General features: G+C 35.1%; 14 protein-coding genes. 10 read left to right on the plus strand and 4 right to left on the minus strand.

Annotation, left to right across the window (positions count from 1 at the left end):
• The first annotated feature begins 7 nt into the window (after positions 1-7).
• Together ACQV2S_RS01735 and ACQV2S_RS01740 are read left to right on the plus strand one after the other, a co-directional pair.
• Positions 8-1,342, plus strand: a complete 1,335-nt coding sequence (locus ACQV2S_RS01735) for a DRTGG domain-containing protein (RefSeq protein ID WP_428873796.1) — start codon at positions 8-10, stop codon at positions 1,340-1,342.
• The gene (locus ACQV2S_RS01740) at positions 1,342-2,322 is read left to right on the plus strand and encodes a DHH family phosphoesterase (RefSeq protein ID WP_428873795.1); all 981 of its coding nucleotides are present in this window, start codon (positions 1,342-1,344) and stop codon (positions 2,320-2,322) included. The genes ACQV2S_RS01735 and ACQV2S_RS01740 overlap by 1 nt, the downstream gene beginning before the upstream one ends.
• 468 nt (positions 2,323-2,790) lie before the next feature.
• On the opposite strand, the gene zwf is transcribed toward ACQV2S_RS01740, so the two are convergent.
• Positions 2,791-4,233 carry a glucose-6-phosphate dehydrogenase gene (gene zwf / locus ACQV2S_RS01745; protein ID WP_428874687.1) on the minus strand — a complete coding sequence of 481 codons (1,443 nt, stop codon included), beginning with the start codon at positions 4,231-4,233 and terminating at the stop codon, positions 2,791-2,793.
• A 156-nt stretch (positions 4,234-4,389) separates the two neighbouring features.
• On the opposite strand from zwf, the gene ACQV2S_RS01750 reads away from it, so the two are divergent.
• Complete coding sequence (locus ACQV2S_RS01750; protein WP_428873793.1) at positions 4,390-5,733, plus strand: DEAD/DEAH box helicase; 1,344 nt, start codon at positions 4,390-4,392, stop codon at positions 5,731-5,733.
• A gap of 12 nt (positions 5,734-5,745) precedes the next feature.
• On the opposite strand, the gene ACQV2S_RS01755 is transcribed toward ACQV2S_RS01750, so the two are convergent.
• Both ACQV2S_RS01755 and ACQV2S_RS01760 read right to left on the minus strand, forming a co-directional pair.
• Positions 5,746-6,624, minus strand: coding sequence for a DUF1189 family protein (locus ACQV2S_RS01755; protein WP_428873792.1), 879 nt, complete (start codon positions 6,622-6,624; stop codon positions 5,746-5,748).
• A 94-nt stretch (positions 6,625-6,718) separates the two neighbouring features.
• Positions 6,719-9,373, minus strand: coding sequence for a YfhO family protein (locus tag ACQV2S_RS01760; RefSeq protein ID WP_428875811.1), 2,655 nt, complete (start codon positions 9,371-9,373; stop codon positions 6,719-6,721).
• Between the two features lie 172 nt (positions 9,374-9,545).
• Between ACQV2S_RS01760 and ACQV2S_RS01765 the strand changes: the two genes are divergently transcribed.
• From ACQV2S_RS01765 to ACQV2S_RS01795, 7 genes are all read left to right on the plus strand, one after another.
• The gene (locus ACQV2S_RS01765; RefSeq protein WP_428881721.1) at positions 9,546-11,669 is read left to right on the plus strand and encodes a peptidoglycan D,D-transpeptidase FtsI family protein; all 2,124 of its coding nucleotides are present in this window, start codon (positions 9,546-9,548) and stop codon (positions 11,667-11,669) included.
• 81 nt (positions 11,670-11,750) lie between these two features.
• The gene (locus ACQV2S_RS01770) at positions 11,751-12,227 is read left to right on the plus strand and encodes a terminase gpP N-terminus-related DNA-binding protein (RefSeq protein ID WP_428873789.1); all 477 of its coding nucleotides are present in this window, start codon (positions 11,751-11,753) and stop codon (positions 12,225-12,227) included.
• Between the two features lie 14 nt (positions 12,228-12,241).
• On the plus strand, positions 12,242-12,856 hold the full coding sequence (locus ACQV2S_RS01775) for an endolytic transglycosylase MltG (RefSeq protein WP_428873788.1): 615 nt from the start codon (positions 12,242-12,244) through the stop codon (positions 12,854-12,856).
• Positions 12,857-12,945: 89 nt separating this feature from the next.
• On the plus strand, positions 12,946-13,098 hold the full coding sequence (gene rpmG, locus ACQV2S_RS01780) for a 50S ribosomal protein L33 (RefSeq protein ID WP_090290502.1): 153 nt from the start codon (positions 12,946-12,948) through the stop codon (positions 13,096-13,098).
• A gap of 122 nt (positions 13,099-13,220) precedes the next feature.
• The gene (locus tag ACQV2S_RS01785) at positions 13,221-13,904 is read left to right on the plus strand and encodes a rhomboid family intramembrane serine protease (RefSeq protein ID WP_428875812.1); all 684 of its coding nucleotides are present in this window, start codon (positions 13,221-13,223) and stop codon (positions 13,902-13,904) included.
• A gap of 10 nt (positions 13,905-13,914) precedes the next feature.
• On the plus strand, positions 13,915-14,883 hold the full coding sequence (locus ACQV2S_RS01790) for an ROK family glucokinase (RefSeq protein ID WP_428874691.1): 969 nt from the start codon (positions 13,915-13,917) through the stop codon (positions 14,881-14,883).
• Complete coding sequence (locus ACQV2S_RS01795; protein ID WP_428873785.1) at positions 14,883-15,281, plus strand: rhodanese-like domain-containing protein; 399 nt, start codon at positions 14,883-14,885, stop codon at positions 15,279-15,281. The genes ACQV2S_RS01790 and ACQV2S_RS01795 overlap by 1 nt, the downstream gene beginning before the upstream one ends.
• 32 nt (positions 15,282-15,313) lie before the next feature.
• On the opposite strand, the gene ACQV2S_RS01800 is transcribed toward ACQV2S_RS01795, so the two are convergent.
• Positions 15,314-15,445 carry a hypothetical protein gene (locus ACQV2S_RS01800; protein WP_428873784.1) on the minus strand — a complete coding sequence of 44 codons (132 nt, stop codon included), beginning with the start codon at positions 15,443-15,445 and terminating at the stop codon, positions 15,314-15,316.
• Positions 15,446-15,508: the final 63 nt, after the last annotated feature.

A 15,508-nucleotide genomic window follows, 5' to 3' on the forward strand; every position in this document is an offset into this window, starting at 1 on the left:
TGATTCTTTGGGAACTAAGCATGAACGCATTATCCAATACATTCAATCCTTGCCCATAGGAAACAAAATTTCTGTCAGAGGCATAGCTAAGCAATTGCAAGTGAGTGAGGGAACTGCTTATCGTGCTATCAAAGATGCTGAAGAAAAGGGACTTGTTTCGACTATTGAACGGGTAGGGACTATACGTATTGAACAGAAAAATCACTTATCAGTCGGCCATTTAACCTTTGGTGATATAATCCCTCTAATTGATGGCGAGGTCTTAGGGGGGGAAAAAGGACTGGATAAACCCCTGACCAAATTCATTATTGGAGCGATGACCTTGCAAGCTATGGAGCGATATTTTGAAAGTCAGACCCTGATTATTGTTGGTAATCGGTCTGAAGTTCACCGACACTCCCTAAAGAATGGTATCGCTGTATTAATAACAGGTGGCTTTAAAACAGACCACGATATTATAAGACTAGCAAACCAAGAAGAGCTACCCATTATAACGACTAGTTATGATACTTATACTGTTGCCTCATTAATCAATCAATCAATCAACGAGCAAATGATTAAGCAAGAAATTGTAACAGTTGAAGAAGTCTATACTCCTATTGAAAGAACGGTATCATTGGAGCCTTCAGATACTATTGAGAATTTTAAGAAGAAATCGAGTGAAACTGGTTTATCAAGATTCCCAGTGGTGACCAATAAGCGTTTAGTAGGAGTCGTAACTGCTAATGATTTAATGGGAAGAGGTAACAGTGTTTCAATTGAACGGGCGATGAGTAAAAATGTCATTACTGTTAAGCCGCATATGAGTTTAGCATCTGTTTCATATAAGATGATTTGGGAAGATATTGAAATGATTCCCGTTGTTGCTGACAACTTGCAACTTTTGGGTGTCGTTTCTCGCCAAGATGTTATGAAGGCCTTACAAAATATTCAACAGCAACCACAAACAGCTAATACCTTCGAACACGATCTGTTAAAACACTTGGTTGAAGTTAACCGTAATGATTTTAAAAATCGTTATGATTATCAGTTTGAGGTCCAACCCCAGATGGTTAATACTTTGGGGACTTTATCCTATGGAGGGCTTTGCGAGTTGATTGCCCAAGTTGCAATTATCAAGGTAAAGGATTTAACAGGTCATAATAATATTCTTGAATCACTTAATCTTAATTATTTCACATTTATTCAATTAGGAAACTTGATTGAATTTCAAGTTGAAATTTCTAACTACAATCGACGTTCGGCAATTTCTCAGGTGAAAGTTTTTGTTGAAAATATTCTGGTCGCTCAAGCAACAGTTGGTTCACAAATGGTAAATAAAAGACAGAAGGAGTCTAACTAATGACAGTTAAGCAAAGCTTAATCGAAAAGTTAATAAGTCTAATTGATCAATATGATCGTATTATTATTCATCGACACATCAATCCAGATCCAGATGCGATTGGTTCACAATTAGGGCTGAAGGCCACAATCAAACATAATTTTCCAGATAAGACGGTCCTAGCTGCTGGCAAGATGGGCAAGGGAATTGAGTGGTTGGGTCGTATGGATAATGTTGACAGACAGGATTATGAAGATGCTTTGGTAATTATTTTAGATACACCAGTTTTTGAACGGATTGACGGAAATGATCACATTCAAAATAATACTTTAATCAAAATAGATCATCATCTGGTAGTTGAGCACTTTGCTGACTTGGAAATTGTTGAAATTCTAAGTTCTTCAACTGCAGAACTCATTACTAAAATGATCATGCATTCTCAAGGTCAATTGACCCTTTCACCACAAGCTGCTACATTCCTATATGCGGGCATTGTCGGTGATACAGGACGGTTCCTCCATTCAAATACCACTCAAGCAACCTTTGAGGCAGTAGCTTATTTGATGGCTCATCAAGCTGAAAATACTCAAATTAACCGCAAGATGAATGAGTTATCACTCAATGAATTAAATTTCCAATCATTTGCCATTGATCAAATTGAATTGTATGAAAAGGGAGTAGCAACAATGACCTTGAAACAAGCAGATTTAATTCAAAGAGGAATGACGGTTGATGGAACCAATGCGGTTACCAATTTACCAGGACGTTTAAAAGAAGTATTAACATGGGTTATTTTTATTGAAAAAGAAGACTCACATGGAGAGTATCGTGCACGTATTCGCTCAAAAGGCCCAAATATTCATCAAGTAGCGATCCAGTTTAATGGCGGTGGTCATGAAATGGCTTCGGGAGCCAATGTTTATGATGATGAAGAGAAAAAAGAGCTAATTGATCAAATGATTAAAGTTAATGCTCAGTTTTTAAAAGATCAAAACATTTAATAATCTAATCGATAAAAAGTTCTTTCCCTTTAACGTGGCACTGCACCCCATAAATGGGACAGAATAAAAAATACCTTTGTTAGGCTGCTTGTTGACGTTTTAATTTGATTTTGAGTGGATCTATCTCGCTAAGTTCTTCGAATCCTTTGCCATAAGTCTATTGTTTACCTCCAGCTTGATTGAAGCGCTAGGTTTGACTTTAACGGTCCCAAGGCCAGCAAGTTTTTACTTGAGATGTGTTCTTAATGTTTCATTCATCTATTATTTGTTTATTAGTCCGGCCTTCATTTTTCATTTCAATACATTTCGATTTTGTTTCTGCAGAGTAAGCTAGGTGATTAACCCTAATCAAACACCTCCATTAAATTCATTTCACACGAATTCAACGGAGGTGTTTTTATGTTTGCCTCACTATTTGGGGGCAGTGCCTAGTACAGGTTAAAGTGAAAGGATCTTTATTTTGTTTTGTTATTCATTAAACCATGAGCGATTGTCCTTTTCGATCAGATAGTCACCTGCTTCTGGTCCGTTAGACTGGGCAGGGTAGAAAGCCAAATCGGGATCTTTTTCTTCTTGCCATAGAGCATGAATGGAATCGATAAATTGCCAAGCATACTTGACTTCTAGGTAGTGAGCGAAATTACTCAGGTCGCCGTTCATACAGTCAAAAAGTAATTTTTCGTAGTCACCTGGTATAACCTTGGTAAGTTCTCGTGGAAGATGATAGCATAAATTGAGCTCTTTAATTTCGTTACGATGGGTAGAATCAGACTGGGATAAGCACAAACGAATGCCAGCATGAGGAGCTAATTCAATTTGTAAATAGTTAGCTGGAACATTTTCAGCTTGCTTCTTATAGATTATTTTAATATCGGTCTGTTTATTATTAAGATGCTTACCTGAGCGCAAATAGATGGGGGTGTTTGCCCATTTATCTTGCTCAATGGCTATTTTTAAAGCCATATAGGTTTCGGTTGTCGAGTCACTGGCAACGTCTTTTTCTTGACGGTAAGCTACGTGACTTTGGTCTTCACTTTGTATGTATTGCCCACGTACCACATGTTTTTTTAAAACTTCTAAGTCAGCATAGTGTTTCAATTGTTTCAATCGATCAATTTTTTTCTGCCTTAAAGCCTCATTACTCCTATTAGCAGGTAGGTCCATAGTGATCAAGGTTAATAATTGCAGGGCATGATTTTGGATCATATCGCGACTGACCCCACTAGTTTCATAATAGGCTCCACGATCTTCGACTCCAATTTCTTCATCTAAAGTGATTTGAATGTGGTCGATATTGGCTGGATCCCATAGGAATTGGCTGAGAAAGTTGTTCATCCGAATGGGTAGAATTTGATTGACAATACTCTTACCTAGATAATGATCAATTCGATAAATTTGATTTTCATCAAAGGACTGAGTTAACTGAGTCTGTAATTCTTCAGCTGTTTTTTCATCATATCCAAAAGGTTTTTCAATAATTAGTCGATTATATCCCTGGTCAGTGAGTAAGCCTTGATTTTTTAACTGACTGGTAATAACTGGGAATAACTTAGGAGATAAAGAAATATAAAAAATCTGATTTCCTTGAGTTTGATATTTTTCTGAGAGAGAAAGAGATAGCTTTTTAAGTTGGTTATACTGTCGACTTTCCTTTACATCATTAGCTTGATAATAAAAATGCGAGAGAAAATCTTCAATGTTCTCATTCGCTTGTTTAGCTTGTGAAAGACTTTCTTTAACCACTTGACGAAAGAATTCATCGTCCCATGCTCGTCTAGCGGTCCCAATTATTGCAAAATGGTCAGCTAAAAAGCCTTTATTATATAATTGATAAAGGGCAGGGTATAATTTACGGTGGGCTAAGTCACCACTAGCCCCAAAAATAGTCATAATTAAGCGATATTCTTTCATCTTTATGATGCCTCCATTTTTACATAGTTTTTATTATATCAAATTAGATCTTGGATTCAAGATTAAGAATCCGTCATATTTTATCAGATAGCTTTATGGTATACTTTTTTACGAATGACGTTATTATAAGCAAAAGAATATATAGAGGAGAAATATATGAATTTTAATGAATTAAATATAAAAGCATTTATTAAGCAAGCACTGGATAGAATATCATTTAAAAAGTTGACCCCGGTGCAAGAAGAAGTGATCCCTCTTGCCTTAAAAGGCGAGAGCCTTATTGTAAAGTCTCAAACTGGGTCAGGAAAAACACATGCCTTTCTTATTCCGTTATTGGAGCAATTAGATCCTAGCGATCAAAAAGTTCAAGCAGTTATTACAGCTCCTAGTCGTGAATTAGCCAATCAAATTTATGAATTTGCGACGGAATTAGTAGGTGATCAAAGTGAGAGTATCAGAATTTCACGTTTTATAGGTGGAACGGATAAGGAAAGACAGATAGATAAATTAGCCAACCAACAACCGCATCTAGTAATTGGAACGCCAGGGCGAATTTTTGATCTGATGCAAGCCAATGCTTTATGGGTACAAACAGCTAAGACGATGGTTGTGGACGAAGCGGATATGACTTTTGATTTGGGTTTTTTATCAATTGTCGATGAAATTGCTTCTAGAATGGCAGAGAATCTGCAAATGATGGTTTTTTCTGCTACGATTCCTCAGCAGGTAGCAGTGTTCTTAAATAAATACATGACTGGACCCAAAGAGATTACGATTAAACCGAAGCAAGTGCTAACTGACCAAGTGGAAAATTACTTAATTGATATCAAAGGGATCAAACGAGAGGAAATGGTCTATAATCTATTAACAATGGGTCAGCCCTATTTAGCAATTGTTTTTTGTAATACTAGAAATTATGCCGATGACTTAAGTGAATTTTTAAAAAGCAAGGGCTTAAAGATAGCCACCATTCATGGTGGCATGCAACCAAGAGAAAGAAATCGTTTAATGAAACAAATTCGAAATCTAGAGTTTCAATATGTGGTGGCTTCTGATCTTGCGGCCAGAGGAATTGATATTCCAGGTATTTCGCACGTTATTAATACCGAATTGCCAAAGGACTTAGAATTTTTTGTCCATCGTGTCGGTCGAACAGCGCGAAATGACTTAACCGGCACAGCCTATACCTTTATGGGGCCTGACGATGAAGCGGCTATTGAGAGCTTAGAAGCCAAGGGTATTAAATTTACTGAAGTCAAATATAGTAAGGGTGAGTTAAAAGAAGTTGATCATCGGAGTCGACGCTCCGTTCGCAAAAATACACAAGAAAAAACACAAGATCCTAAGGTAAAACAATTAATTAATCGCGCTAAGAAGACTAAAGTCAAGCCGGGCTATAAAAATAAACTGAAGCAAGAAATAAAAGAGCATAAACGCTCAGTTGGCCGACGTAAAAATAAATTGAGAGCTAGACAAGAACGAAAAAATAAGACAAATTAAGGGACTCCTGAATTAGGAGTCCTTTTTGTCTTCATCTGTTTTAATATCTTCTTCTTTGATAATGTTGATATCCATATGAGATAACAATTGATGCATGAAGAGAGTATGTTGTTTAAAAGTATGGTAGATAATAAAGAGTGTTAGGCCCACAAAGAGATAGAAAGGAACATAAAAGCCTGACCATAATAATTTAATGATTTCTATCATTAAGATTGGCACAAAAGAACAAACCATAACTAACTTCATTCGCACCATAAAAGGTAAAGGAAAGTTTAAACGCATGTTCAAGATACCGGTTAATAAAGAGGTAATAACTAGAAAATAAAAGTGAGCGAAGACCGCGGCTATCCAAGTCATTATTATAGTAAAGAAGAGTTGAGTTAAACTAAATTGACTAGCATAAGTCAAAACGGCCGCTAGATTTTCTTTATTAGTGACCATATCATGATTAAAGGCAAAAACCTGACCATTTTCGGGTGTATAGACCAGTATTTGGTTTTTAACTAGTAACAAGTTGAAGGTGCTCGTCAATTGAGGGTCTCTATTATCTACTGACTTTAAAATTAAACCTTCTCCTTCAGAAAGATTGGTCAACTGATCGTCTATAATTAATTGAAATTGTCGTGATTCATAATATAGAGCTTTCTCGCCTTCATTAAGCTGGAGTTCACCCGCATTAATGTGGAAATCAGGTAGATAATTAATGCTTTCATTAATATCTGTTTGAATGGATCGCAGTGTTGGAAAAAGGGCTTTTCCAAAATTCAAAGCCATTAAAATGGTGATAATTAAAGGAAGGACTAATACTTGCTTCCATTTGACATTGAGGCTCTCGATATAAAAGCGTGGATTATTCAAGCCATTTTTAAGGATAAAAAATAATTTTTTCAAATAAAACATCCTTTATTCTATAATTTAATAGAGCTATCTTATCCAACTATTCAGCATTATGCAAGTTGGACGCCTATATTTATTATAACATGAATTATTTATTTTTATGGCGAAATTTGTTTTGATCTACTATTAATAAAGCAATAGCTAGAAAGCTAACCAAGCCACCATAATAGATAGAGTCGGGGAAATAAGTCATCTTAATTGTATGTTTACCTTTGGTCATTGGAATAGCCATTAAAGTATCATTTAAAACTGGAAGGGCTTCTACAGACTGATTGTCCACTTTAACATGCCAATAAGGATCATAAGGCAATGTCATCAGCAAATATCCTTCTTCTTGCTCAATATTAATTTGGCCTTCCAAAGTATTTTCTTCAAAAGAAGTAATTTTTAGAGACTTGTTTTTTCTTTTTGTGATTAACTGCTGATAGTTTTTAAGGTTGAATTCATAGAGATTTATAAGGTTGGCTTTAAAAGTGTTTTTCTTTAACTTAACTCTAAGTGAATGTTCTTTACCTGATTTTTTAAAAGCCGCATCCATAATTTGGCGGCTGTTAGTAGGCGAATAAAACTCATAAGGCTTACTATCTAGTATAAGTTCAACTCTGTTGTTAGAAAAATGATTGGGAAAAGTAAAATAAAAGGGATTGTTTGATTCAGTATCAAAGGATAGGGCAAAAGAAGCATCCCTTTTGGGATTTTCTTTTTTATAGGTATAGAAGTCCCCATCTCCTTTATTGGTCACATTCAGATTTAGATAATCAATTTTTTTGAATTTTTTTTGTTCAAAGAATTGTAGCTTTTCACCGTCAAAGTTCAGCAAGTCTAATAAGATTTCTTGATTTTCAATGGGCTTATATTTTTTAAACTTAGCTTTTATAACCACAGGAGATACTTCCATTCCTAGTCCCAAAACATTCGGATTTTTATAGTAGACATAGCGCTTTTCTTTTTTGAGTTTTTGATGCGCTCGAATATCAAAATCGCTGACTTCTCGATATAAAGCGTAACTTTCAACCGTGGCATACATATTTGTATTGGAGGTGATATCGATGAGGTAGCGAATATTCAAAAAATCATCGGTAAACAGGGTCCCACTGGTGTAATAAATAGAATTACTAGTGTGTGGAATTCCCAAATAACCATACAGTTGGCTAGTAGAAGCCTCTAAGGTTGATCCAAAATGATTGACGCTAGGATAATTAGCGAAAAAGGATTCATTTTTTGTTCGATTAAAGGTCTTATGGATGCGATAGAATTCATTTTCTTTAGGTTGAACAGGGGCAATCATCTCATCCAATAAGGCAATATAATCTTTAAATCGAGAAGGTTGCACATAATGATCATTAGATGACAAAATGAAGTAACCGTTTAGAGTCATATCTCCACATGTTAGAAGGAGTATTAGGAAAAGCAAACCCTTATTGGGCTTGCGATTAAGATAGAAAATAAAACTAATTAAGAGCATGAAGATGAGGCTATAAAAGATTTTTGCATCACTTAAAAAGCTATAATTATCATTCAAAAAATAAAATAAACAAAAGACTGTTAAAGAAAAAACTATGGTGAGTATTTGATAGAGTCTGATCTTATGAACGTATTTATAAGAGCGAATCGCTAAAATTAATAAAAAGAATGAAACTAAGAATGAAAAACGAGAAGGATACCAAATCGGAAATTGACCAAGGTGCCATGCCTTATCTAAATTAGTGAAAGTAAAGGAGGCAAAGTAAAAGACTAATAACATAAAGCTGATTAGTTTTTCTTTCATTCTTATCTTAGCTGAGAGAAAGTATAAGATAAGAAGAACTACCACAGTCATGCCCACATAAAAATTGGCTGAACCGTTGGATAACTGATTAAAATTAAAAGCACCGATAAAGTTTTTGGCCAGTAAATCCATCAAGGAGTGTTCACTTGAACAATCAAAAATAAAATCGAAGGATCCTTTCTTATGAGCATTTTTGCTGCTCAGAGTTGAAATAAAAGTAGGGAGTAAAAAGAGTCCTGACAATCCGGTTGAAAGCAGTGAATATTTTATAAAAGAAAAGTATTGCGAAAAAACTTTTTTGATTGAAAGGTGTTTCTCATCTTCGAAAATGACAAAAAGACTATAACCCATTAAAAAGATCGAAATCATATAAGCTATGTAATAATGACTGATCATTGCAATCGCTAAACTAAAAACATAAAGAAGCGGTTTGTTCTCTTTGAGTAGATAATCTAGACCTAGTGCAATTAGTGGTAACCAGAATAATCCATCTAACCACATGATATTCAGTTGATAGGCCATGGTATAAGACATGAAGGTATAGGCTTGACTAAAAGCTATATTCATGACTGGCTGGATGGTGTATTTTTTTTCAACAAAATAATAAAAACTGGCCGAAATGGCTAGCAGTTTTATGAGGGTTAAAAATAGAATGGCGAAATCTAAATTTTCAGTTTTAAAAAATAGTAAAATCAGATTAAAGGGACTCATTAAATAATACGCCCATAAGCCAATCATCTCACCACCAATTCCTTTTTCAAAAGAATAAAGGAAGAGTCTAGGATTTTCTGTGAGTGCTCGTTGATACAAACTGAAAAAATCGATGTATTGCTGGCTTAAATCAACGGTGAGCAGGGTACGTTCTTGTTGATCTCCTATGGGAATAAATTTCATCAAATAGGCTAACATACTTGCTATTAAGAAGCTAATAAATATATTCACTAAAATAAAATATTTTCTACTTTTAATTTTCACGAAAAAACTCCTTTTTCTTGAAACATTGCTTATCTATCTTAGCAAAAAATAGTGATAAAATCACAAAATAATAAATGTTAATTTATGACTTAACGGATAAAGTTTCAACTTGAGGTATAGTTTGCTATAATAACTTAGACTTTAGAAATAGATTACAGAAAGTATGATGAAGATGCCTAAAAAATTAAATAAAAATAAAAAAAAGAAGCGTTCACATATACCTAGGCGATTAAATCTTTTGTTTTTTACAGCCTTTTTAGCTTTTACAGCCCTTTTTATTCGTCTGGGCTATTTGCAACTATATAAAGGAGAAAGTCTTACTAAAATGGTTCAACGAACCGAATCAACCATTTCAACGGGGGCTGTGCCTCGTGGAATGATCTATGATAGCCAAGGTGATGTGATTGTCGGTAATCAACCGGAACGAGCTATTCTCTTTACCAGAGATCGTGCCTCGAGGGTAGATAATGGAGATCTTATTAAAATTGCTACTCAGTTAGCCTCTTTAATTGAATTACCAACTCAAGGAGTTACCGAAAGAGATAAGAAAGATTATTTTATCGTAAATAATATCGACGAAATTCGTAAACGTTTAAATGATGAGGAACTGCTTTTATCAGGCAGTCAGGCTTATGAAGCCCAATTAGCCAAAGTTGAAGACGAAGATTTAGAATTTTCGGAAGCCGAATTAAAAATTATTGCCATCTATAAACGTATGGCAGCTGCTTACGAGTTATCGACCGTTACGATAAAAAATAAAAATGTTACCCAAGAAGAAATAGCTAGGGTGAGTGAAAACTTAAGAAACTTACCCGGCATTCAAATTGGGACTGATTGGCAAAGAGTTTATCCTAAAAAGGATATGCTCCGTTCTATCCTAGGACAAGTTTCGACTGAAGAGCGCGGTATTCCAAGAGAAGACGCTAAGGAATTATTGCTTAAAGGTTATGCTATGAATGATCGAATCGGAATTTCTTATTTAGAAAAGCAATATGAATCGATTTTAAAAGGTTCTAAATCAGTTTTTAATATTGTGACAGATGCTAAAGATGATATTCTAAAAAATGATAAAGTCTACGAAGGTTCAAAAGGAAACAATCTGGTATTAACTATCAATACAGATTTTCAAGCTAAGTTAGATGAGATTGTTGAAAGCAGTTTAGTTAATATGGGAGCCGAACAGGGATTAAATGATCGAGTTTATGTGGTAGCCTTAAATCCAAAAAATGGTGAAGTATTAGGTATTTCCGGTAAGAGATATGCTTATGATAAAAAAAATGATACCTATAATCGTGAGCAAATTGTTGATGACGCTTTAGGAGCCATTAACACATCCTACGGTATGGGGTCTAGTGTCAAGCCTGCCATGATCTCAATGGGTTATAAAGAAGGCGTTATTTCTTTAACAGATAATGTAATTGTTGATGAACCATTAAAATTCCAAGCTTCTCAAGAGAAAACATCCCTATTCAATCGAACAGGGCAAATTCCTATTGATGATATGATTGCATTGCAACGTTCTTCAAACATTTACATGATTAAGTTAGCCATGCGTATCGGTGGGCAATACAATTATGAAGAAGAGGGACGATTGAATATTAATCCTCGGACCATCGATATTTTGAGAAGGAACTTTGCTGAATTTGGCTTGGGAACTAAGACTGGTATCGACCTCCCCAATGAATCAACGGGATATACACCTGCTAGTAATATGTTAGTTTCAGCACTTGATTTATCGTATGGTCAATTCGACTTATACACACCGTTACAGATGGCTCAATATGTCTCTACAATAGCTAATAACGGCAAACGTTATTCACCTAGATTGGTTAAAGAAGTTCGCGGAACTGATAAAAACGGTCAATTAGGTGGGATTGTTACCACTATTCCACCAAAGTTAATGAATGTCATTCAAAATGAACCTGCCCAAATGCAAAGAATTCAAGAAGGAATGCGAATGGTTTCCCATACCCAAGAAGGAACTGCTTCATTTTATTTGCAGGATTATCCTTTTCAAGTAGGGTCGAAAACGGGAACGACAGAAGCCTTCTATGCAGGACCTATTCAATATGCAAAAAATGATCCTGTTATAAATGGTACTTACATTGGTTATGCACCCTTTGATGATCCTGAGATAGCTATTAGCGTGATTGTCCCTTACCTTAACCAGTCTTCATACGGTGGTGAAGCCACTCGAATAGCACGGGACGTGTATAATGCTTACTTTGAATTGAAATCAGCCACTAGAGAGACTATTATTGATTATAAGAATAAGAAAAATTTAACTTCGCCTTAATTAGGGTTAAATTTTCAGAAAGATTTATTTAAATCTTCACAAAGGTTTGCTAAACTGAGAAAAAATAGATGAGGTGAAATAATGGATATTTGGATTTTAGTACTGGCTCTATTGGTGCTGGCAATTATTGTCTTGGTGATGTCTTTGTTTACCAAAGACTCTACAGGTAATGCAAGCTTAAATAAAAAGCTTGAAGATCACGCAGAAAAAATCAGACAGTTACAACATTCGATTAATCAACTCAAGGTGGAAGATACTTCCATTGAAAGTGTTGAGGAAGAATTTATGCAGCCTTTAACAGCTCAAGATGTTTATTTTGCACCCAAAGAAGATGCTGAAGAATTTGAAGCAATTGAAGCAGTTGAAGAGCATGAAGCTCTTGAAGTTGCAGAAGAAGTGGTTCAACCGCGTGTCAATTATGATGTCAATGATCGCAATCGCGAAGACATCATTCGTTACTATTCACAAGGTTATACCTTAAAAGAAATTGAAGATGAGGTTGATGAAGAGCTCGTAACCATTCAATACGTGATCGATGAATATATTGAAAACCGCTAGTTAGGAGGTTTAATATGAAAAAAGAAAAATTAAGATCATTAGGGGTGGGGCTTCTAATTGCCAGTTTACTAACGGCTGTTTATGCTACCTTTGTTCAAGGGTATGTGCCAATCGAGGGAGTGACCTTACCTAGCTTACTTGATGGGCAAGAAACCAGGCAATTAAAAGACAAGGTTAAAGAAAGTGAAGCCAGTTTAGAAAAACTAACAGGCGATAATGAAAACTTAAAAAAACAATTAGAAAAAGTGACCACCGATAACGAATCCTTAACAGAAAAGGTTGCTAAACAAAGAGAATCAATTGATTATTTAGAGTCACTGAGAGATGAGAGTGATAATACTGAAGAACAAGATGAATCCATAGATTCTAATGATGAAACTGCAAGTGAAGATAATAACCAAGCTTCTGCTGAAGGAGCCTTTGTAATTCGTCAAGGAGAGAATGCTAGTCAGATTTCTCAGCGATTAGAAACAGAAGGATATATTACCTCCGCTCAAGAGTTTCAAAACCTTATCGAACAATGGCAATTATCTTCATTAATTCAAACAGGCGAATATCAATTGAACTCTGATATGACCATTCATGAAATTGCTAGCCAGTTAACTCATGGAGCTTATTATTATCAATAAAAAACCATAGCTAAATTTTAGAAACAATGGTATAATCTTATAGTGCTGTTCTTGGAAGAGTAAATATTTTTTAGTTTGGAGGGAAAATCATGCGCGTAAACATCAATTTAGAATGTACTGAATGCGGTGAACGTAATTACTTAACTAATAAAAACAAACGTAACAATCCTGATCGTCTGGAAGTTAAAAAGTACTGCCCAAGAGATCGTAAGGTAACATTACACCGTGAAGTTAAAAAATAATTTTTATGAAAGTCTGGGCCATTAATGACCTAGACTTTTTATTTTTAACTGAATTAGGCTCAATAGGAAAAAATAGCTACTTAGTGTATAATGGACTTCAAATTATTAAAGGAGTTTCAAATATGAAAAAGAGACGTATTTTAGCCTTACCCTTCGTTACTTATTCCTTAGTAGCGATCAACTTAATGGTCTTCATTTATATGTTAATAAGATTTCAAACAACAACATCCTTAGAGGCTTTAATAAAAACGGGAGCGAAGTCCAATGAATTAATTCTTTATGGTGGAGAATGGTGGCGATTAATTACACCAAGCTTTATACATATTGGTTTTGAACACTTGCTTTTTAATAACCTTTCTCTTTATTTTATAGGGCAAGACTTAGAAAAAATTCTTGGACACGGACGCTTTTTAATAATTTATTTACTTGCTAGTTTTGGGGGCAATGTATTTTCTTTTGCCTTTAATGACAATGTTTCAGCAGGTGCTTCGACAGGTATTTTCGGCTTGTTTCTAGCTTATATTGTCTTAGCGAAAATGTATCCCAATATGATTGTTTTAAGGCAAAGAGCCATTAATTTTTCACTGTTAATTATTTTGAATGTCATTACTGGTTTTTCTTCTCAAGGGATTGATCAGTGGGGACATTTTGGTGGAGCGGTATACGGTGGTATGACGACCTTAGTCTTAGGTCTAGGTCACCGATTGCATGCCAGTGTTGATAAGAAGATAAGATCAGGGGTTTTTTGGGGAATATTTATTTTGACTGCTCTCTTAATTATGGGTAAAATTTTTAACTATCGCTAGGAGGCTGTATATGAAAAAGATTATCGGCATCGATTTGGGTGGAACGAGTGTTAAAATGGCCATTATTTCACAAAAAGGTCAAATTATTGAAAAATGGTCAATACCAACCATGACTCAAAATAAAGGTCAAAAAATTGTTCCTTCGATTATCGAATCTATTCAAAACAAATTAGAAGAAAGACAAGAAGTAGCAGAAGATTACCTAGGCATTGGAATGGGTAGTCCGGGCACTATTTTAGAAGATGGTTCAGTTAAGGGAGCCTATAATTTAAATTGGGTACACCCTCATCCCGTTAAAAGCCAATTTGAAAGAGCAATCAACCTTCCCTTTATGATCATTAATGATGCTAATTCAGCTGCTCTTGGTGAACTCTGGCAAGGAGCAGGCAAGGGTTGCAGTGATTTAGCAATGTTAACTTTAGGAACAGGAGTTGGAGGAGGAATTATCTGCCAAAATCGTTTGATTAAAGGAGCTTCGGGTTCAGCGGGAGAAATTGGCCATATAACAGTGGACTTTACCGATCGTTTTCCTTGTTCATGTGGTAAAAAGGGATGCTTAGAAGCGATTGCTTCAGCCAAAGGTCTCAATAACTTGGGTCAACTTCTTGCTAAAGATTATCAAGGCCAATCTTCTTTGTACCAAATGTTCCAAGCTAGCCAAGTGGTTGAAGCTGAGGATTTAATGGTAGCAGTAAAAGCTAATGATGACTTTGCTCTGGAAATTTTTGAAAACTTTTCAAAATACATAGGCTTAGCTTGTTCATACTTAGCAAACATTCTCAATCCGCAACAGATTGTTATCGGAGGGGGTATCTCCAAGGCTGGAGACTCCCTTAAGGAATCCATTGAAAAACAATATCAAAAATTTGTTTTTCAACCTATCAAAGATCAAACACAAATAAGCTTAGCTGAATTAGGCAATGACGCCGGAATTTTAGGAGCAGCTTATTTAATTTTAGTAAAAGAAAGTAGGAAATAATGATGAGTATATTTGAACTGTTTTTGTGGATAATTGTAACTGTTCTTTTAGTTTATGGTATTTTCTGGGTAAGCCTTTGGATAATGCGCAAACGATCAGCCCAATTGGTCGCTAGTGGAGAATTAAATGAAATTATTCGCAAAGTCCAAGTGGTGGATGTTCGTGAAGCGGGAGAATTTGATGCACGTCATATTTTAGGAGCTAGAAGTATTCCAATGTCGCAATTTAAAATGCGTTTTAGTGAAATTCGAAAAGATATTCCTGTTTATTTAGTGGATGATAATTATTTTTTAAGTTCAAGAGCTGCTAATATATTAAGAAAGAATGGATATGACCAAGTCTTTATTCTAAAGGGTGGAATGGAAAAATGGTTTGGGAAAACCAAATCGAATCAATAAAAAATGAAGTGGCAGAATCCACTTCATTCCTATTATCCTTTATAATGAAAAAAAGAAATTACGAGACTAAAAATGACACCAGCTAACATGGTAATCACCATAATAATCGAAAAGATTTTTATACGTCGATCGTATTTACTTTTCTTTTTTTTGTTGGCTTTCATTGGCTGGAACCTCCTATCCATTGATAAAAATAGTGTAACGCAAACGCCTATAAAATGCAATTT

The organism is Facklamia sp. P13064, from assembly GCF_050409425.1.
Lineage (GTDB): Bacteria > Bacillota > Bacilli > Lactobacillales > Aerococcaceae > Facklamia.

Excerpts from the sequence above, each read along its gene's own strand:
- ACQV2S_RS01795 (WP_428873785.1), top strand. The coding sequence starts at position 14,883 with ATGATGAGTATATTTGAACTGTTTTTGTGGATAATTGTAACTGTTCTT.
- ACQV2S_RS01785 (WP_428875812.1), top strand. The coding sequence starts at position 13,221 with ATGAAAAAGAGACGTATTTTAGCCTTACCCTTCGTTACTTATTCCTTA.
- ACQV2S_RS01800 (WP_428873784.1), bottom strand. The coding sequence starts at position 15,445 with ATGAAAGCCAACAAAAAAAAGAAAAGTAAATACGATCGACGTATAAAA.
- ACQV2S_RS01740 (WP_428873795.1), top strand. The coding sequence starts at position 1,342 with ATGACAGTTAAGCAAAGCTTAATCGAAAAGTTAATAAGTCTAATTGAT.
- ACQV2S_RS01775 (WP_428873788.1), top strand. The coding sequence starts at position 12,242 with ATGAAAAAAGAAAAATTAAGATCATTAGGGGTGGGGCTTCTAATTGCC.
- rpmG (WP_090290502.1), top strand. The coding sequence starts at position 12,946 with ATGCGCGTAAACATCAATTTAGAATGTACTGAATGCGGTGAACGTAAT.
- ACQV2S_RS01750 (WP_428873793.1), top strand. The coding sequence starts at position 4,390 with ATGAATTTTAATGAATTAAATATAAAAGCATTTATTAAGCAAGCACTG.
- ACQV2S_RS01770 (WP_428873789.1), top strand. The coding sequence starts at position 11,751 with ATGGATATTTGGATTTTAGTACTGGCTCTATTGGTGCTGGCAATTATT.
- ACQV2S_RS01790 (WP_428874691.1), top strand. The coding sequence starts at position 13,915 with ATGAAAAAGATTATCGGCATCGATTTGGGTGGAACGAGTGTTAAAATG.
- ACQV2S_RS01765 (WP_428881721.1), top strand. The coding sequence starts at position 9,546 with ATGCCTAAAAAATTAAATAAAAATAAAAAAAAGAAGCGTTCACATATA.
- zwf (WP_428874687.1), bottom strand. The coding sequence starts at position 4,233 with ATGAAAGAATATCGCTTAATTATGACTATTTTTGGGGCTAGTGGTGAC.